Here is a 17,970-nt window from a genome sequence, read left to right on the forward strand (position 1 = left end):
TCTGGCGGATCGAGCGTCAGCGCCACCACCTTGTCGACCAGCACAGACTGAAGCGGTGCAATGCCCGGTGGCCGCGTCTTGTCGCGCAGCAGACCGTCGACGCCTTCGTTCATGAAGCGCTCCTGCCAGCGCCACACGCAGGTCTTCGACTTGGCTGTCATCGTCATGATCGCGGCGGTCCCCAGGCCATCACCGCTCAACAGAATGATCCGCGCCCGCCAGACATGCTTCTGAGGCGAACTCCGTGCTGTGACGATCCCTTCAAGCCGAATTCTGTCCGAAGCCGTGATGTCGATGCTGATACCAGTGCGCATCTCGCAATGTCGCATGCCGAAGCGATCCGGGGAATCCCAAAAAGGACTCTTCTGTTCCGATCAATCCACTAGTCGAAGCTTTTAATCTTGTCAGGCACGAGCGCAAGTGGATGATTGCGGATTGCTTAATGGCGCGCACGCAGACAAGGAGAGCATGGGTTATCGCCAACCGGCTGACGTACATCGGAGAACTGGGCTGGGAGCTCCATATTCCCACTGAGATGGCTCAGCACGTTTTTGATGTCTTGTGGGAAGCCGGTGGCGAGCACGGGTTACATCCGGGCAGGCTATCACGCCCTGGAGCACCTCCGCTCCGAGCGAGCATACCGTGAGTACGAGCTTGACCTAACCCCGGTCGACACACTGCTCGAGGCCGGACTTGGGTTTACGATCACTGGTCAAAGGCCTGTGGTTTCCAAGGTAAGGCCGCCACAGAGGCCCAGAAGGCGGCAGGCACGCCGCGCAAGCCGCTTCTGTCGTTTAAGCTGCGGGATCCAAAGCCCCTACTCTTTCGCGAGGAGCTAATCCGCTACAATGGTGGCATTGTCGGCTACATCTCCTCTGCGGTCCGGAACTTTACCCTGGGGTCATCGATAGGACTCGGCTACGTCAACCAACCTGGTGGAGTCAGTCGCGAGTGGATCGACTCGGGAAGCTGGCAGATCGAAATAGACGGCGAGCTGTTCGACGCCGACGCATCCCTGCAGGCTTTCTTCGATCCCAAAGGCCTCAGGACGAAGATCTAGCCCCGCAGGCTGCAAGGTCCGAACGTACTCGGCCCTGTCCAGCCCCGTTCCTCCGCATTTCATCGCCCTCCGCCCGGATTAAAGCGCCAGGTGAACAAAATCCGATTTCAAAGGCGAAGTATTTCGAAATAATGTCCAACTTTTTGTGGCTGCTTATTAATGCGCCCAACGCCGACCGAAACCGCTCACTCCTTGATGCCCGCGATTGTCACGACCGACAGATTATATTAGCTTGACCGCGGCCAGCACGCGCGTTTGCGAAGGATCGAGAAGGTTCTCAGCGCGTGCGCAATGAGAAAGTACTGGAAAATGTCTTCAACAGTTCGTCTCGAGTTAGCCAAATTAGCTTTGAGGCTTTGGGCTCATTGTCCTTCATGATCCTGGATACTTCGATCCTGATGATACGTCGAGGCCTTGCGAGGCGTCGCGTGATGGTTCGGATGTGCGCGACGAGGACGCAGGCAGTCGCGCTCTCGTCAGAAGATCGGCGGGCGCTCTGGCCTCAACGCCGTGCTGACCCCAAATCGGCTTGGCTCGGGCGGCAAGACGCATGGAAGACCATGGAGGTCTTCCTGTGGCTCCAGGGCCTTCCCCGGCCATCCGCCGGCGCAATGCCTGCCTATATGCCGACGAACCTCACATCATGGATCAACTTGTTGCAAGTCATCGATCCAATCGGGCTTGCCGAACCGACAAGCTGTCATAGCCCTTCGCCTTGTATACCGCAGTGGATATCAGCCAACTGGCGAGGAAGATGCCGACAACCGTGAAACCGAAATTGGCGAGGTTGTCGTTCATCGCGCCGACGAAGCCCCAGATCCCACCTTCGAGGCCGACCTTGTCGGCAATCAGGCCAAGCGCCTCGATGCCGCCGATGAAGATCGCGACGACCACGGACGCCGCCGTGATGTTAAGATTGTACCACAGCTTGCGGATCGGATTCACGAAAGCCCAGCCATAGGCGCCGGTCATCAGGACGCTGTCGGTTGTGTCCATCAGCGACATCCCAGCGGTGAAGAGTGCTGGAAAGACAAGGATCGACCAGAACGACATTCCTTGCGCCGCCTGGGTTGCCGAAATGCCGAGCAGGCCGATTTCGGTGGCGGTGTCGAAGCCGAGGCCGAACAGGAAACCGATCGGATACATGTGCCATGAGCGCGAGAGGATGCCGAACAGCGGGCCGAAGATGCGGGCGATGAAGCCGCGACCGGCAAGCAACGCATCGAGGTCTTCGTCGACGACCTTTTCGCCGCGCCGCGCGCGAGAGAACGCCGCCCAGATGCCTCTCAGGATAAACAGGTTGGCAATGCCGATCACCAGCAGGAACAGCGCTGACACGCCGGTGCCGATGACGCCGCCTATGCTATGAAATTCGTCCAGCCTGGACTGCATCATTGTCGCTGCTGCGGCGATGGCGATGGAGGCCAGGATGACAATGCTCGAGTGCCCGAGCGAGAAGAAGAGGCCGACCGAGTAGGGCGCCTTGCCTTCCTGCGTCAGCTTGCGCACGACATTGTCAATCGCCGCGATATGGTCGGCGTCGAAGGCATGGCGCAGGCCAAACATATAGGCGAGCAGTGCGGTGCCGAGCAGCGCTGGCCGATCGGCAAAGGCGATCCACGCCCATACCCATGCCGTGATGTTGGCGGCGATGAGCAGGACGTAGGTCATCGCCGCCTTGGTCCTCACCCGAGTTGGCCGATCGTCGAAGGGATTGGGAAGTCCATGACCCGCCGGCGCATGTTGTGTCGGCGGCAAAGCGGATACGATCGTGTCCTTCATGGCTTCGTCCTCTCGATCCGATGATGTGGTGGCAAGCCTCGTGCCGAGGCATTGTGATATCGCTTAACCTGCAAGCCGCGCTTGAGCCGCCTCACCCTGCAGCCAGTCATACCAGCTGGCGAGCCCGTCGCCGGTTTTCGCCGAGACCTGGATCGCCCTGATCTGCGGATTGACCGTTTGCGCATTGGCGATGGCCGCCTCGACATTAAAATCGACATGCGGCAACAGGTCCGTCTTGTTGATGACCATGATCTCCGCCGCTCGAAACATATGCGGGTATTTCAGCGGCTTGTCGTCGCCTTCGGTCACCGACAGGATAACGACCTTGGCGCGCTCGCCCAGATCGAACATTGCCGGGCAGACGAGGTTGCCGACATTCTCGACCATGACCACAGAGCCGACTGCCGGCTTCAACTCGGCAAGGCCCTTGGCAATCATATCGGCTTCGAGATGGCAGCCGGCGCCGGTGTTGACCTGGACAGCGGCGGCACCGGCAGCGCGGATGCGCTCGCCGTCATTGGCAGTCGCCTGGTCGCCTTCGATGACCGAGATCGGCATCCTATCCTTAAGGTCGCGGATGGTGCGCTCGAGCAGCGTCGTCTTGCCGGAGCCGGGCGAGGAGACCAGATTCAGCGCCAGGATTTCGCGGCCGGCGAACCAACCCCGATTCTTCGCGGCGAGCATATCGTTCTTGGCAAGTATCTGCGCCTCAAGCTCGACCACCAGATTGTGGCCTTGGTTGTGGCCATGACCGTGGTCATGGTCACGGTCATGGCCATGATCATGCGATTGATCGTGATGGCCATCGGCGTGGTCGTGATGACCGTGGGAATGATCGTGACCGGCTTCATGCAATTCCGCATCGCCATGCGCATGATCGTGATGATGGTGATGCTCATGCACGTGGTCCGACCGGTGGTCGTGGCCATGCTCATGGCCGTGGCTATGCGCATGAGAGTGCCTGTGCGGATGTTCGTGATCATGGATGTGACCGTCGTCGTGGTCGTGGGGGTGAGTGTGGCTGTGCTCATGACCGTGGTCGTGCCGATGCTGCATGCCGTCGTCATGCGGACGGGCATGATCATGCGCGTTGCCCAGAGCCGTTTCCTTGCCGGTCTGGAGGTCGAGGATTCGCGTTTCGTCCTTCGAGCCGCAACCACAGGTTCCGCACATCAGGGAGCCTCCTCGATTTCCATTTCCCGGATTTTCAGCTCTTCACCCGCCAGCCGGTCGATGGCGCGGGAGCCGCAGGCGCAGGCCTGGTAGAGCGTGGTGGTGTCGAAGGCCCCGCCGCAACTCCGGCAACGCGCCCGCCCCGCTATCTTCTGGATGTCGAGACGCGCGCCATCGAGCAGCGTGCCCTTGGCGACGATGTCGAAACAGAACAGGATAGCGTCGGGCATCACGCCGGAGAATTGCCCGACGTCGAGCGTCACCCGTTTGACACGGCGGCCCTTCGCCGCTTTCTCGACGATTGAGACGATGTTGCGGGTGATGCCGAGCTCGTGCATCAGCAAATCCGCGGCAATTGTTCGCCGACCAGCATGTCGACGATGCGCCGGCCGCCGAATACCGTCTGCATGGTGACGCGCCCTGCCTCGCCGCGCACGGCATGGCCGATGATCGATGACCCCTGGCCCAGCGCATGGCCGGAGAGGGCGGCAAGTGCCGCCGCACTTTCCTCAGGTGGCACGACGACGACGATCTTGCCTTCGTTGGCGAGATAGAGCGGGTCGAGACCGAGGATCTCGCAGAAGCCGCGCACTTCCTCGCGTAGCGGCGTCAAAGCTTCGTCGATCTCGATCGACACACCGGAGGCGTTGGCGATCTCGTTGAGGACGGTGGCGACACCGCCGCGCGTCGCATCGCGGATGCAACGCGTGCCGGGTGCGGCTGCCAGCAGCACCTCGATCAACCCGTGCAAGGCCGCGCAATCGCTTTCGATCGAGGTTTCCAGCTCCATGTCGCCGCGTGCGCACAGGATCGCCGCGCCGTGGTCGCCGAGCAGCCCATTGACCAGGATGGCATCGCCCGGCGTCACGTGATCGATGCCGAGTTCGAGGCCTGGCCTGATCACACCGATGCCGGTGGTGGTGATGAAGATCTTGTCGCATGCGCCGCGCTGCACGACCTTGGTGTCGCCGGTAACGATGCTGACACCGGCCTCGCGCACGGCCTCGGCCATCGACAGCGCTATGCGGCGCAGCGTCTCGACCTGCATGCCTTCTTCGATGACGACGGCGCAGGACAAATAGAGCGGCTTTGCGCCGCCGACGGCGAGGTCGTTGACGGTGCCGTAGACGGCAAGCTTGCCGATGTCGCCGCCCGGAAAGAACAGCGGATCCACCACGAAAGAGTCTGTCGTGAAGGCGAGGCGGTCGCCATGAGTCGCCAGCATTGTCAGATCGAAACGGGCCTGGTCCTCCAGAACCTCGGGTGCCGCGCCGGCAAAGGCGCTGATGAACACGTCGTCGATCAGATCCTTCATCGCTTTGCCGCCGCCGCCATGGGCAAGCGTCACGGTCGGGATGAAAACGCCCCCCAGCACGCGCTTGGGTGGCGGTGGCCGCATGTTCATGACGCGGCCGCCACGCTGGCATCGGGCCGGGCCGCCGTGTGCTTCTTGACGCCGCCATACTGGTAGTAGGCGGCGCAAGCGCCTTCGGACGAAACCATCAGCGCGCCGAGCGGCATTTCCGGCGTGCAGGCAATGCCGAACACCTTGCACTGCCATGGCTTGATGACGCCCTTCAGCACCTCGCCGCATTGGCAGGATTTCGGGTCCGCGATCTTGACCCCGGGAATGGCGAATTTGCGCTCGGCATCGAAGCGGGCGTAGTCGTCGCGCACCTTGACGCCGGAATGGTCGATGGAGCCAAGCCCTCGCCATTCGAAGAATTCACGCAGTTCATAGACCTTGCCGACCGCGGCAAGTGCCGCGTTGTTGCCGGCCTCAGGCACGATGCGGGCATACTGGTTTTCGATCTCGGCGCGACCATCCTTGATCTGCTTCAGCACCATCCAGATCGACTGCAGCACGTCGAGCGGCTCGAAGCCGGCGACGACCATCGGCCGCTTGTAGAAGCAGGCGATGAATTCGTAGGGCGCGGTGCCGATGACCATCGAGACATGGCCTGGGCCGAGGAAGCCGTCGAGATGCAGGTCGGGGCTGTCGAGGATCGCCTTGATCGTCGGCACGATGGTGATGTGATTGCAGAACACCGAGAAGTTTTCGATGCCATCGGTTTCAGCTTGCAGCACGGTCAGCGCGGTGGACGGCATGGTGGTCTCGAAACCGAGGCCGAAGAACACAACCTCACGATCCGGGTTCTTCCTGGCCAGCGTCAGCGCATCCATCGGCGAATAGACCATGCGCACATCGGCGCCGTCGGCCTTGGCCTGCTGCAGGCTCTTCTTCGAACCCGGCACGCGCATGGCGTCGCCAAAGGTTGTGAAGATCACCTCGGGCCGTTCGGCGATCGATACGCAGTCGTCGACGCGGCCCATCGGCAAGACGCAGACCGGGCAGCCGGGCCCATGCACCAGTTCGATGGCGTCGGGCAGCATGCCTTCAAGCCCATAGCGGAAGATCGAATGTGTGTGACCGCCGCACACTTCCATGATGTTGATTGGACGCGTCCTAGCGATCTCGATCGTGGCGGCGAGCTTGTTGATTTCCTTGATCAGGATTTTTGCTTTTTCGCGGTCGCGGAATTCGTCGGTGTATTTCATTGGACGCTTCCTTTTCCGGCGGCGGAACCACGTTCGTCGGCGAGCAGCGTGTGCACGAGGTCCCACAGGATGTGGTAGGCAGCGACGTGGCATTCCTGGATGCTGTGGATCGAGGTCGACGGCACGACCAGCAGATGATCGAGGGTGCCGGATAATTTCATGCGGCCGCCGTCGCCACCGGCGAGACCGATCGTGTGAACGCCCATCTCCCTGGCCTTGGCGAAGGCCGACACCAGGTTCTGCGAATTGCCGCTGGTCGAAATGCCGATGACGGCGTCGCCCTTGCGGGCGTGCGCCAGCAGCTGGCGCACGAAGACATGGTCGAAACCGAGGTCGTTGCCGACGGCTGAGATCATGGCGAGGTCGGCGACGAGATTGGTGGCGGCGAGCGCCGGCCGGCCGGCGGTGACCGGATGGACGAACTCGACGGCGACATGCGAAGCGTCGCAGCTCGAGCCGCCATTGCCCATCGAAAAGAGTTGGCCATGGTTGCGGTAGACATCCGCCAGCGTGTGCGCGGCCGCGACCAGGATTTCGGCCTGGCCGCCGAAGAAGCGCTCATTGGTTTCGCGGGTGTCGCGCGCTTTCTCGGCAACGGAATGCAGCAAAGCCGCATTCATCTTTTCCGGGTCCTGCGCCTTGCCGTGCAGGAACGGATAGAGCCCCTTGAGTTCGCTTTCGCTGGACATTGTTGTGTTCTCCTCCAGCACGTCGCCCAAAAGTGCCGAGCGGTTTTGGGACAACGACGTGCATAAAAACAAAACTTGAAGCGCGCCGACGGCGGTCTAATGCACCGCCGACAGTCGCATCGATTCCATCTCGGCTTGTGCTTCACCGAGCTCGGTCAGGATCTTCAGGGTTTCGGCGGCCTCGTGCTCATCGATGCGGCTCATGGCGAAGCCGACATGGACCAGCACCCAGTCACCGACGCAGGCGTCGACCAAATGGGTGTCATTGACGATGCAGGCGATGTTGACCTGCCGCCTGACGCCGCTGACATCGACCGTTGCCAGCTTCTTCTGATGGTCGTCGATCTTGACGATCCGTCCTGGAATACCGAGGCACATGGTCAGCTCGCTTTCTGCCGGGCATGGCCGGCGTCGATGAGATGGGCGGCGGCGATGGCCGCCTGGCCGAAGGCGATGCTGCCGTCGTTGGCAGGCACCAGCGAATGCGTCAGCACCTTGAAACCCAACGCCTCGAGCCGGCCGACGACCTGCTCGAACACCACCTTGTTTTGGAAACAGCCGCCCGACAGCGCGACCGTGTCGAAGCGCGGCGGCGCATCGTCCTCGTCGCGTCGGGCGAGCTTCAGCGTCATGGCGGCGATCGATTTGGCCAGGCCCTTGTGGAAACGAGCCGAAATCACCGAGGCTGGCGTCTTCAGGATGAGGTCGCCAAGGACCGCATTCCACATGCCGAGCGGCTCGATATAGGGAAGCCCAGAGCCTTTCAGGTTTGGGATAGGTAAGGGATAGGCGAGATGATCTCCCTCTTCGCCGAGCGTCCGTGCCGAGACAATCGCCTCCAGCCGTGCCGCAGCCTCGCCTTCATAAGCCTGGCGGTCGAAGCACAGTTCGACAACGGCGGCAACCGCGTCGAACAAGCGGCCGCAGGAGGATGCCTTGGGCGAATTTAGCGACGCCTTGATCATGGCGTCGACAGTCGCCAGCGGCTTGACGGAAAGGGCCGCGAACACCGCAAGATCCTCAAAGTTCATCTTCAAGGCGGCAAAGCCCATTTCGGCCATCAGCTGGGCATAGAGGTTGCGCCATGGCTCGCGCACTGCCTGCGCGCCACCCGGCATGGCGACCGGTTTGAAGGTGCCCAGTCGCTCGAAGCGGCGATAGTCGGCCAGCAGGAACTCTCCGCCCCAGATGGCGCCGTCAGAGCCATAACCGAGTCCGTCGAGCACAATAGCGAGCACGGGCGCGGCATGGAGCGTACGGCCATTTTCGGCGAGGCAGGCGGCAGCGTGAGCGTGATGGTGCTGAATTTCCAGCAGTGGCAGGTTTTCAGCGGCAGCTGTCGCTCGCGCCAGTTTTGCCGAGAGATATTCCGGGTGCAGGTCCGCCGCCAGCGCCACCGGCCGATGGTCGAACAGATCACGGTAGAGCCCAAGGTTATTGCGGTAGTCGTCATACGTCAGCGCGTCTTCGAGATCTCCCTGGTGCTGCGACAACACCGCGTGTCCGTCTTTGACCAGACAGAAGGTCGATTTCAGTTCCGCACCATAGGCGAGGATTTCCGGCGCCTGTTCAAAACCATACGGCAGCGCGATCGAGGCCGGTGCATAGCCACGCGCGCGGCGCAGCACCCGCAGTTTTCCACCCATGCGGCGCACAACGGAATCGTCGATGCGATTTGCGATGTCGCGGTTGTGGATCAAAGCGTAGGCAGCGATTTCAGACAGTTTCTTTGCCGCTTCGGCATCGTCAATAACCTGCGGTTCGTCCGACAGGTTGCCGCTGGTCATGACGACCGGGCGGGTCATCCTGCGAAGCAGGAGCAGATGCAGTGGCGTCGACGGCAGCATGAAGCCGAGCGTGCCGAGACCTGGCGCGATTGCCTCCGGCAGTTTCTCCGGCCCGTCGGCGGCAAGCAGCACGATCGGCGCCTCGCGGCTTGTCAGCGCTGCAGCCTCCTCGTCGCTGACCGTGGCATAGCGTCTGATCACATCCACATCGCGCGCCATCAGCGCGAAGGGTTTTGCATCGCGACGCTTGCGCTCGCGCAGCATGGCGACAGCCTCCGGCCGGGTGGCGTCACAAGCCAGCTGGTAGCCGCCAAGTGCCTTGATGGCGACGATCTCGCCCTTCTGGATCAGGCCGAGTGCGGCATCAACGTCGTCGAGCATCGAATATTGTTCAAATGAGAGAGCGCGGCCGTCGAAACGGATCAGCCGGGCTTTCGGCCCGCAGACATGACAGGCCGTCGCCTCGGCGTGAAAGCGGCGGTCGGCGGGGTCGCGGTATTCCGTGCCACAAGCTTCGCAGAGCGGGAAGGGCGCCATGGTCGTCGTGGCGCGGTCATAGGGCACGGCGCGCACGATGCTCAGCCTTGGACCACAGTGGGTGCAGTTGGTGAAGGGGTAGCGGAAGCGGCTCAGGAACGGGTCGGTGATCTCGGCCGCGCATGCATCGCACATGGCGGCGTCGGGTGAGATTTCGGTGCGTGCCGCACCGACCACGCTGTCGACGATGACGAAACCCGGCTCGATTGTGCCACCGTAGCCACGCGTCTCGATTGCGGTGATTTCGGCCAACGGCGGCGGCGATGTTCGTAACTCGTCGATCAGCGCGGAAACGGCGGACACGGCGCCACGCAGGCGAATGAGCACACCCTCGCTGTCGTTGAGTACGTCGCCATCGAGACCGAGCTTGCGGGCGATCCGCCACACGGTCGGCCTGAAGCCGACGCCCTGGACGCGACCGCGCACCCTGATCTCGACCGTTTCGGCCGGATCGGTGCGCGGCACGCAAAGCAGCGTGTTCATGCGGCCACCTCCCACAACAGCACACGGTTGTTGCCGGTGTCGGCAACCGCTAGCGTTGTGCCTGACGCCGACAGCGCGAACGGCCAGCAGACGCTGTCGCGTGCGGCGAAACGCCAGCGATTGTCGCCCTTGTCGCAGAAGCCGGTTTGGGCGGCGAGGCCGGAAGCGGCGCGGTCCATCCCGAGATCATCAAGGGGATAGCCGACCAGACGGGAATTGGCGGTGTCGGCACAGAAAACGAGGCCGTTGTGAACGACCGTGCCGTAAGGCATGTTGAGCGAGCGATAGTCGGGATGGTAACCGGCACGGTTGTGGTCGTTGCCGTCGAAGCTCGATTGGCCCAGCACAAAGCTGCATGGCGCGCCGTCGGCATTGGGCATCGAGGTCCAGACCATGATGCGGTTGTTGCCGGCATCCGCCACCAGGATCCGGCTGTCATCGACAGCCACGCTGTGCGGCCACCGCATGCCGACCGCGGCGCCCGAGCCCGACGCGTTGTCGTCGCGCGTTACCATATCCGTCTGGCCCAGCACCAGATCAGCGGCTTGGCCGTTGCGTTGAGGAAGCGAGTTCCAGACCAGCACACGACGATTTCCGGTGTCTGCGACAAACAGCCGTCCGTCGGCGACAGTGACACCATAGCACCAGTTCAGCGTGTCGGCGGCCGGAACGGCATCGCCACGATTGGCAACGCCGCTCAAAAAATCCGCCTGCCCGAGCACCAGGTCCGCCGGTTGGTTCGAATGCTCGGGCAGAGTGCGCCAGATCAGCACACGGTGGTTCCATGCGTCGGCGACGGCGATGACCGTGCCGTCGGTCGAAATGCCGGTCGGCATGTTCAAGGTCGCCGCACCGACCACGCCGCGCGCGTTGCGGCCTTCGGAAAAGAAGTCGGGCTGGCCGATCAAAAGGTCGGCAGGTGCATTGTCTTGATCCGGCCCCTTGTTCCAGACCATCAAGCGATGATGGCCGGTGTCGGCAACGAAGAACGGTCCTCCGTGCGGCGCGAAGCAGACGCCCCGCGGCCCAAATAGCGTATGCGGTTTCGGCGCGACCGAGTCAGGCAGCCCGTTGGCATCCACTTGGTTGCCAAGTACGACGCGCGCGCCGGCTGGGTCGAGCATCGGTGGCAGTGCCATGCCAACTGGCGGCAGGGCTCGGCGATAGTCAGGCGAGAGCGAGATGCGCATCACGATGATAGCCTCACCTGGACGCGATTGCCGATAACGCGCACGGCGTGTGACTGCAGCGCCACTTCCGGAGCTGTCAGGCATTCGCCGCTGGAAAGGTCGTATTGGAAGCCGTGATGCGGGCAAGTGATGATGCCCTGTTCGACATCGCCGCCATCGAGCGGCATGCCGAGATGAGCACATGCATTCTGAAAGCAGGACACGATTGCATCCTGTCGCGACAGGATCACGTCCTGCCCGCCGACGACGAGGGTGCTTATGCCGCCGAGCGGGATTTCGTCGAGGCGGCAGACCAGGTGCCAGCCGCTGACGGCGCCGAGCGCGAACGGGCTGACGAAGCGGACGCTGTCATTGTCGGCCGCATTGCTCATGCTCTTGATCTGGATGATGTCGGTGATCTCCGGACAGGCCTCCTCGATGGCCTTTTTGACGCCGGCATGAAAGGTCAGGGCCGAAGCCGGGCATCCATCGCAGGCGCCGACAAAGCGCACCTCGATCGCCGGCGGCCTCACGCTGACCAGTTCGACATCGCCGCCATGCGAGGCGAGCATCGGGCGCACGCCATCAAGTGCTGCTTCCACCCGTTCGCTAAGGCTGGGTTTCAAGATGTTGTGACGGCGAAGCACGGCGTAGACGACCTCGTCGGTCACCGCTTGCTTCATGGCCGCGAGCGCGGCAGGCTCTTCTTTCAGCGCCTTCACCAGCCGGCGCAGCGCCTCGCCGTTCAGGTCTTCGATGGCGCGCCGGTAGGCTTCGACGGCGCTACGCTGGGTCTCGTCCCAAGTGGCGAAGATCGCCTCGACCCGCTGGATGTCGCCGGCAAGACCGGCGAGATCGTCGCGTTTAGTCGGGATGAGGTCGACGGCGTTCATCTCACCGATACCGCAGATCTTTGAAGAGATATGGCTGCAACGCACCCCCGATCAAGCCGGCGATCGCAGTCGCTGCGGCTACAGGCAGGCCGAGCTTGGCCTGCACTACGACCAGCACAGCTGTTGTGACGGCGCCTATCGCCGATTGGCGATAGACCTTGGACGGTTCGGAAAACAGTTTCCCGCGCAAAAGCAGGAGGATGGAGCTCTTGGCCATTTCCCACATGGCGCCGCCTCAGCCGACAAGAGCCAGGATGACGATACCAGCAAGCACGCCGGAGAATCCGCCAACCGGGCCATAGAAGGAGCCCAACATAGCGGCCAGCTCGTTGCCGAGAGCCTTGCCACCGGTCGCCACGCCGCCGATGGCTCCGCCGATACCCGAGGCCACGAGCCCTGTTGCAAGCGCCAATGCGACGCTGCCTATTGTGAGTACTACTGCCGTCACTTGCCATTCTCCTTTCGTATGCTTGATGAAATAGCCATCACCCGGTTTGCGCGTGTGCGCCGGTTCCGTTCGTGGGCGCCACGGCAAGCAATTCGCGGCCGATCTGGTCGCAGGCCTCGGCAACGATGCGAGATTTTTCTGCTTCGCCGCTACGGCTGAAAATAGTACGACATTCCTGGTAGTACTGTTGCGCGAGAAGCAGGTTAACTCGATTGCCACGTTCGGGATGCTCTGGATCGTCCGGCAGGTTCCATACACAGTTCGCCTTGTTGGCGATCGTATTGGCAAATTCGAGGGGCATCGTTTCACGCGATCGGACTTTCAGGGCCTCATCGTAAGCGTCAAGCGCGCGCAAATTATTTTCCAGCGTATGACTCGATGAAGCATATTGCAGTGCGTTGCCGAGATTGTTCTGCAGCATGGCGTACTCGGTCGGATGATCGATCAGATTGACAACCTTCAGGCCTTCCTCGAACGCCTGCACGGCCAGCGCCTCCCGCATTTTGGCTCTGGAGTCGGTGAACGGCATCGACAGGAAAGCCGTCGCCACATTGTTCTGCAGGATGGCAAATTCCTTGGGGAACCGCAGCTTGTCGAAGGTGCGCAAAGCACGCTGATAGGCCGAGATCGCGTCGGTGATGCGGGCCTTGTGCTGACCGGCGAGATTCTGGATGGCAAGACCAAGGTTCATCTCTGTCTCGGCCAGTTCCTCCGGACGTCCGAAATCGACGAAATGCGGGATGGCGGCCTCGAAAGCCTCGCGGGCCTGCTGCAGCGCCTGCGTGCCGCCTTCCGGCAGGACGAGAAGCGCCGTGCCCTTGCGCGCCATGATACGCGCGTCAAGCAGGCGCTGGTCCTCGGGGCAGAGCGCCAACGCGCGGTCGTAGAGAAAAACGGCGGCGGCGATCTGCTCGGGATTTTTCGGACGCTGCTGCAGCCCCATGGCGATTTCCATGAGCATTTCGGCTCGCTCCGAGGGACTTGCGCCCGCATCGTCCGCCACACTCAACGCTGCCCGCACTTCGTCGCCAACGCGATCGCCGTTCATTCTTGGGTTCCTCCACTGACCGCGTGAGATGCAGCTTACTTTATTGGCAAAAATGCTAATGCACTTTCCTCTACCTGTCTATATAAATTACTAATAGTAAACTTAGTATGCAGAATGCGTGCTAGCGAAACATTCGCCTGGCAATTAGCGCTACCTGCTCGGCATCCCAGTCGGCCTCAAGTTTGCAGTCGGCATCATCGCTGATCCCATGTTCACGAAAAAAATCGGGGGCGAAGACAACGCGATCCCCAGCTCCGTTGCGCCGCTTCAGCAAATAACCGCCCGCCGCCGGGTGACGCACAGGCAGCACAACCAGGTCGCTCTCTCGCCGCAGAAGGACCACGGTCTCCAGCCCCGCGAAGAAGCGCTCATAGACCTCGCAAGACAGATAGAGCCCGCCGCGCCTAAGCTCGATTAAGACACGGGACATGCTTGTTGCCCCGGTATAAGTGCTGCAACCAGGACTTCGATACGACCTACGACCTTTTCAGCCGAACCCGCCACCACGTCGGAAAGACCAATGCCAAGGTCCAGTTCAGACGCCTCGATCAGCAACACGGTCACATCCTGCGGAAACGCATCGCGAAAAATCTGCCGGCCGGCGTAGAGGGCGGCGTCCCAGCGGAAATCGTGCAGGTTCAGCCCCGGTGAATAGGCCCGCTCCAGTTCCACCCCCGGCACCTCGTGGATGGTTCCTGGTTCGACTCCGGATTTGGAAGCGTCAACAACGATCAAAGTCGTGCATCCCCGCGCAGCGAACATGACCGACATTCCATCTGTTCCGGCATCGAACAATTTGACGCCTAAGTGTTCTATTCCGCGCGCCTTCAGCCGGTCGATGACAACTGGGCCGACGCCATCGTCCCGCCTGTTAGGGTTGCCGCATCCGATGATTGCGATCATCTCGCCACCGTTCAGATCCGCCAGAGCCTGCATGACCATTCCGGTTCGACCGGAACAGCGAACTCAGGCAATTCGCAGAACTTGCGATGCACGAGATAGTACATACAGGTCTCGCAAGGTTGCTCGATGCCGCCATGCTCGATCGTTTCGAGCGTGAAGCCGCCGATCACCAGCTTGGATTCCAGACTTCCATCGGATTCTCGCAGACGGGCGATGATCTGCGCAATCTCTTCGTGGGTGTCACCTCTCGGGAAAACCTCGGTCTTGAGGCCGCCTGCCAGCATCGAGCGGATCTGCTCGAGGACCTCAGCATCCGTTGCTGCCGTTTGCGCCATGGCATCCTCCCCACAATGTCAGATGCGCCAGAGCCGGCACCACCAGTCCGCATCAACGGGCACGGCAAGCTCTGGCAAGTCACACCATTCGCGATGCACCAGATAGTACAGGCACTCCATGCAGCGCTGCCGATCCGGCCCATAGGGACGATTGAAGAAACCGCTGATAACCATCTTGGCTTCCAGGTCGTCGGGATTGAGAGCGCGCAGTTCGTCAAGGATAGCTGCGAACTCCTTTTCCGTTTCCGGAAAAGGTTCGGTCTGCGTCTTCAGCCCATTATCCATGAAATGGGCCATCGTTCGCAGCATAGCTTTTTGCTGCTCATTATTCATTTCACTCGCCTTGTCTGGAGCTTCGCCTGCGGGACGGTCGGCGATCCTGATAAGCGGGACGCCGAGATACCGACTGTTGAAGGAGAACTTTTTCCAATCAAGCCGTTCTGAAACGCGCGAGCTCTTCGCCAGTGCTGGCGTCATGGGCATGCACCGTGCACACCAGACAGGAATCATATGACCGGCAGACGTGACCCACTTCGACCGGATCGGTCGGGTCGGCGATCGTCGCCCCGATCAGAGCCTCCTCCATCGGCCCTCTGTTGCCGTCCTGCGAGCGCGGACCGACGTTCCACGTCGTCGGCGCTATGATCTGGTAGTTCTTGATCTTGCCGCCCTGCACCTCGATCCAGTGACACAGCGCCCCACGTATTGCTTCTGTCGCACCCCAGCCGCGACCATCCTTCTCCGTCGGCTTGATGTACCAGGGATCGTTGAGTTTGAATTCGCGCAATGCGTGCTCGGCCTGGCGATAAAGCGCCAATCCCTCATGCATCCGGGCAAAGTGGCGGAGCATGACGCTGGCGCCACCGAGTTTCTTGTACATATCAAGAACCAGTGGATCGTAATGCTGGAAGCTCTCGCCATGCCTGCCACCAGCAATCAATTGACGCGACAGTGGCCCTGCCTCGAGGCGACCGTCCTCGTTGTGTCTCACGGCGGTCGCCCAAGAGTATTTTCCGGCCATGTCGACGATGTTTTTTCGGGTCGGCTTGGTTGTACGGTCGAAGGGATGCACGCCGCCCGGTTCATCATACCAGGCGTGAAGCGTGTCTTCGCGGGTGAATTTCTGGTCCATCAGCTTGTGAGTGTCGGCGTGGCCGTCATAGACGCCGCTTTTCATGATTAACGCGGCGTTGCGGCCCTCGATTGTCGGCTTCTGATACTTGTCTTCGTGCGGCAGGTATCCCCAGCTGACATACTTCCCGACGCCGTTGCCGTATTTGTCGGCGCCGATGTCGAGGCTCATGCGCCAGAACATGCCGAGATCGGAATTGGCATGTTCTGGACGTTCATCGAGCCAGGCCATGAAATCATCGTAGGACTTTATTTCTTGGTAGCGTTCCAGCGTGCAGCCGAGCCACACGGCTTCGATCCAATTACGCTTGAAGTGCTCAAGAATACCCCAGGCGCGGGTGACATCCGTCAACGTGGGAGCACACATTACGCCACCTGGTACCATATAGCTCGAATGCGGCCATTGCCCGCCGAGCAGCGCATAAATCTCGACTGGTCGTCCCGAAATGGTCACGCCGATCTCAAAATTGGTGCCCGTGAAAGGTGCCCAGCGCTTGACGGCCTCCTCATAAAACTTGGACTTGGCGTAATTCTTGTTGGTGTAGTCGATCATAAACAGACCGTAGTGATGGCGGGGCAAACTCTGCAGACTTTCGACGATCTGACCGAGATTGCGCGCCAGAATAGCGTTCCGCGGAACTTCGGTCTTCCATGCTGTGTCGAGCGCCCAAGCGGCGCAGGTCAGATGCGACGCCCCGCAGATGCCGCAGGCTCGCGGTGTCACCACCAAGCCTGCCTGCGGATCCTTGTCGCGCAAAATAACTTCGAAGCCGCGAAAGAGTTCGGCCTGTGTCCAGGCGTTGACGACAACACCGTCCTTGATGTCGACACGGACGTCGAGATCACCCTCGACGCGGCCAACAGGTGAAATATCAAGTGTCTGTATAGCAGCGGACATGGTCGATGACCTTTCTGAAATGAAATATGATCGCTAGCGAATTTGGGACAAAACTGGCTCAGACGACGAAGATGTCCTCTTCAGCCCAGCGCGGAGATGCCGCCTTGGCCGCGGCGGTCAGCTTGACGTAACCAATCTTGTCGACGCCACTGGGCATGTCCTTGGGAACGCCCATGACCGTCTGGGTCTTGAAAACAGTGCCAGGGGCCAGATCGAAGAACGGGAATTCCGGCTCGGTGCAACCCATGCACGGCATCCCAGCGCGTGTCTTAGACGACTGCCGATTCCACAGAATTCGGTTGCAGGGTGAATGCGTCATCGGCCCGCGGCAGCCCAGATCATAGAACAGGCAGCCCTTGCGTTGGCCGAACTCGGTCGCCGAAACCTTGTAGGCGAAGTGCATGTTGCGCGTGCAACCTGTCTGTGTGAAGGACGTGAAGAAGGTTTTTGGCCGCTGGAACTCGTCGAGCGTCAGATCGCCAGTACGCCCGGTGGCCACCGCCACCACGATCTGGGTTATCCAGTCGGGATGGGCCGGGCAACCAGGAATGTTGATGACCGGAAGGCCAGCCTTGGATTTGTAATCCTTGCCGAGAAAGCCGCCATGGGCGCGCTTGAGGAATTGCAGCCCGTTGCTTTCGGACGGATTGGGGGCCGTCGCAGGGATACCGCCCCAAGTCGCACAGTCGCCAATCGCGACTGTGAAATTCGCCACCTTGGCGAGATCGGCAACCCAGTCCTTCATCGGCCGCCCGGCAAAGCGGTTCCATTCGCCCGTACCGTCTGGAGCGTTCACGACGGTGCCTTCGAAAACGAAAATATCGAGCGCTATCTGGCCGGAGGTTAGCGCCCTCAGCAGTTTCTTAAGGTTGTCGCCCAGCTCCATGCCCAGACATGGGTGCCAAAGCACATTGATGCCGAAATCCGTCACCAGATCGCAGGCGCTTGGCTCCTCGGCATTGAGGAACGACATCGTGTTGCCCGAACAGGCTCCGCCCTGGAGCCATAGAAGATTGGCCATAGTTCTGTCCTCCTGATCGACGCTGCATTTTGGCGCAGCCGTTCAAAAAGGAGA

Annotated in this window: 22 protein-coding genes; 2 read left to right on the top strand and 20 right to left on the bottom strand. The window is 61.1% G+C overall.

The annotated features are described in order from the left end of the window. On the bottom strand, nt 1-314 hold a 314-nt coding region (locus D3227_RS33200), incomplete at its 3' end, for a helix-turn-helix domain-containing protein (protein WP_147377747.1). A gap of 128 nt (nt 315-442) precedes the next feature. On the opposite strand from D3227_RS33200, the gene D3227_RS43215 reads away from it, so the two are divergent. Both D3227_RS43215 and D3227_RS43220 read left to right on the top strand, forming a co-directional pair. Continuing rightward, nucleotides 443-646, top strand: a complete 204-nt coding sequence (locus D3227_RS43215; protein WP_245451995.1) for a hypothetical protein — start codon at nt 443-445, stop codon at nt 644-646. Between the two features lie 141 nt (nt 647-787). Beyond that, nucleotides 788-1,060, top strand: a complete 273-nt coding sequence (locus tag D3227_RS43220) for a glycine cleavage T C-terminal barrel domain-containing protein (protein WP_281035007.1) — start codon at nt 788-790, stop codon at nt 1,058-1,060. A 663-nt stretch (nt 1,061-1,723) separates the two neighbouring features. On the opposite strand, the gene D3227_RS33210 is transcribed toward D3227_RS43220, so the two are convergent. From D3227_RS33210 to D3227_RS33300, 19 genes are all read right to left on the bottom strand, one after another. Continuing rightward, the gene (locus tag D3227_RS33210; protein ID WP_425374581.1) at nt 1,724-2,731 is read right to left on the bottom strand and encodes a HoxN/HupN/NixA family nickel/cobalt transporter; all 1,008 of its coding nucleotides are present in this window, start codon (nt 2,729-2,731) and stop codon (nt 1,724-1,726) included. A 174-nt stretch (nt 2,732-2,905) separates the two neighbouring features. Further along, nucleotides 2,906-4,015, bottom strand: a complete 1,110-nt coding sequence (hypB, locus tag D3227_RS33215; RefSeq protein ID WP_120018392.1) for a hydrogenase nickel incorporation protein HypB — start codon at nt 4,013-4,015, stop codon at nt 2,906-2,908. Continuing rightward, a complete protein-coding gene (locus D3227_RS33220) occupies nt 4,015-4,353 on the bottom strand; it encodes a hydrogenase maturation nickel metallochaperone HypA/HybF (protein WP_120018393.1) in 339 nt (112 codons plus the stop codon). The genes hypB and D3227_RS33220 overlap by 1 nt, the downstream gene beginning before the upstream one ends. Then, entirely contained in the window at nt 4,353-5,420 is a 1,068-nt protein-coding gene (gene hypE / locus D3227_RS33225; RefSeq protein ID WP_120018394.1) for a hydrogenase expression/formation protein HypE, read from the bottom strand. Before hypE ends, D3227_RS33220 begins: the two co-directional genes overlap by 1 nt. After that, nucleotides 5,417-6,574: a hydrogenase formation protein HypD gene (gene hypD, locus D3227_RS33230; protein WP_120018395.1), complete on the bottom strand. Its 1,158-nt coding sequence runs from the start codon at nt 6,572-6,574 to the stop codon at nt 5,417-5,419. The genes hypE and hypD overlap by 4 nt, the downstream gene beginning before the upstream one ends. After that, nucleotides 6,571-7,263, bottom strand: a complete 693-nt coding sequence (locus tag D3227_RS33235) for a D-sedoheptulose-7-phosphate isomerase (RefSeq protein ID WP_120018425.1) — start codon at nt 7,261-7,263, stop codon at nt 6,571-6,573. The genes hypD and D3227_RS33235 overlap by 4 nt, the downstream gene beginning before the upstream one ends. A 96-nt stretch (nt 7,264-7,359) precedes the next feature. After that, nucleotides 7,360-7,641 carry a HypC/HybG/HupF family hydrogenase formation chaperone gene (locus tag D3227_RS33240; RefSeq protein WP_120018396.1) on the bottom strand — a complete coding sequence of 94 codons (282 nt, stop codon included), beginning with the start codon at nt 7,639-7,641 and terminating at the stop codon, nt 7,360-7,362. A 2-nt stretch (nt 7,642-7,643) separates the two neighbouring features. Then, the gene (gene hypF, locus D3227_RS33245) at nt 7,644-10,070 is read right to left on the bottom strand and encodes a carbamoyltransferase HypF (protein WP_120018397.1); all 2,427 of its coding nucleotides are present in this window, start codon (nt 10,068-10,070) and stop codon (nt 7,644-7,646) included. Next, entirely contained in the window at nt 10,067-11,260 is a 1,194-nt protein-coding gene (locus tag D3227_RS33250) for an NHL repeat-containing protein (protein WP_245451996.1), read from the bottom strand. Before D3227_RS33250 ends, hypF begins: the two co-directional genes overlap by 4 nt. Next, nucleotides 11,260-12,132: a NifU family protein gene (locus D3227_RS33255; RefSeq protein ID WP_120018399.1), complete on the bottom strand. Its 873-nt coding sequence runs from the start codon at nt 12,130-12,132 to the stop codon at nt 11,260-11,262. The genes D3227_RS33250 and D3227_RS33255 overlap by 1 nt, the downstream gene beginning before the upstream one ends. Before the next feature lies 1 nt (nt 12,133). Then, nucleotides 12,134-12,358 (bottom strand): hypothetical protein, encoded by a 225-nt coding sequence (locus tag D3227_RS33260; protein ID WP_120018400.1) that lies wholly within the window; start codon nt 12,356-12,358, stop codon nt 12,134-12,136. Nucleotides 12,359-12,367: 9 nt separating this feature from the next. Then, a complete protein-coding gene (locus D3227_RS33265; protein ID WP_095090111.1) occupies nt 12,368-12,580 on the bottom strand; it encodes a hypothetical protein in 213 nt (70 codons plus the stop codon). Nucleotides 12,581-12,617: 37 nt separating this feature from the next. Further along, nucleotides 12,618-13,628, bottom strand: a complete 1,011-nt coding sequence (locus D3227_RS33270; protein ID WP_120018401.1) for a hypothetical protein — start codon at nt 13,626-13,628, stop codon at nt 12,618-12,620. A 121-nt stretch (nt 13,629-13,749) separates the two neighbouring features. Then, nucleotides 13,750-14,058, bottom strand: a complete 309-nt coding sequence (locus D3227_RS33275) for a hypothetical protein (protein ID WP_120018402.1) — start codon at nt 14,056-14,058, stop codon at nt 13,750-13,752. Further along, complete coding sequence (locus tag D3227_RS33280; RefSeq protein WP_245451997.1) at nt 14,043-14,564, bottom strand: hydrogenase maturation protease; 522 nt, start codon at nt 14,562-14,564, stop codon at nt 14,043-14,045. The genes D3227_RS33275 and D3227_RS33280 overlap by 16 nt, the downstream gene beginning before the upstream one ends. Beyond that, nucleotides 14,543-14,866 (bottom strand): hypothetical protein, encoded by a 324-nt coding sequence (locus D3227_RS33285; RefSeq protein WP_120018403.1) that lies wholly within the window; start codon nt 14,864-14,866, stop codon nt 14,543-14,545. Before D3227_RS33285 ends, D3227_RS33280 begins: the two co-directional genes overlap by 22 nt. An 18-nt stretch (nt 14,867-14,884) precedes the next feature. Beyond that, nucleotides 14,885-15,343 (bottom strand): hypothetical protein, encoded by a 459-nt coding sequence (locus D3227_RS33290; RefSeq protein WP_245451998.1) that lies wholly within the window; start codon nt 15,341-15,343, stop codon nt 14,885-14,887. Then, nucleotides 15,297-16,895, bottom strand: coding sequence for a nickel-dependent hydrogenase large subunit (locus D3227_RS33295; protein WP_120018404.1), 1,599 nt, complete (start codon nt 16,893-16,895; stop codon nt 15,297-15,299). Before D3227_RS33295 ends, D3227_RS33290 begins: the two co-directional genes overlap by 47 nt. A 58-nt stretch (nt 16,896-16,953) precedes the next feature. Further along, nucleotides 16,954-17,916 (bottom strand): NADH-quinone oxidoreductase subunit B family protein, encoded by a 963-nt coding sequence (locus D3227_RS33300; RefSeq protein WP_120018405.1) that lies wholly within the window; start codon nt 17,914-17,916, stop codon nt 16,954-16,956. Nucleotides 17,917-17,970: the final 54 nt, after the last annotated feature.

Source organism: Mesorhizobium waimense (assembly GCF_003601975.1).
Lineage (GTDB): Bacteria > Pseudomonadota > Alphaproteobacteria > Rhizobiales > Rhizobiaceae > Mesorhizobium > Mesorhizobium waimense.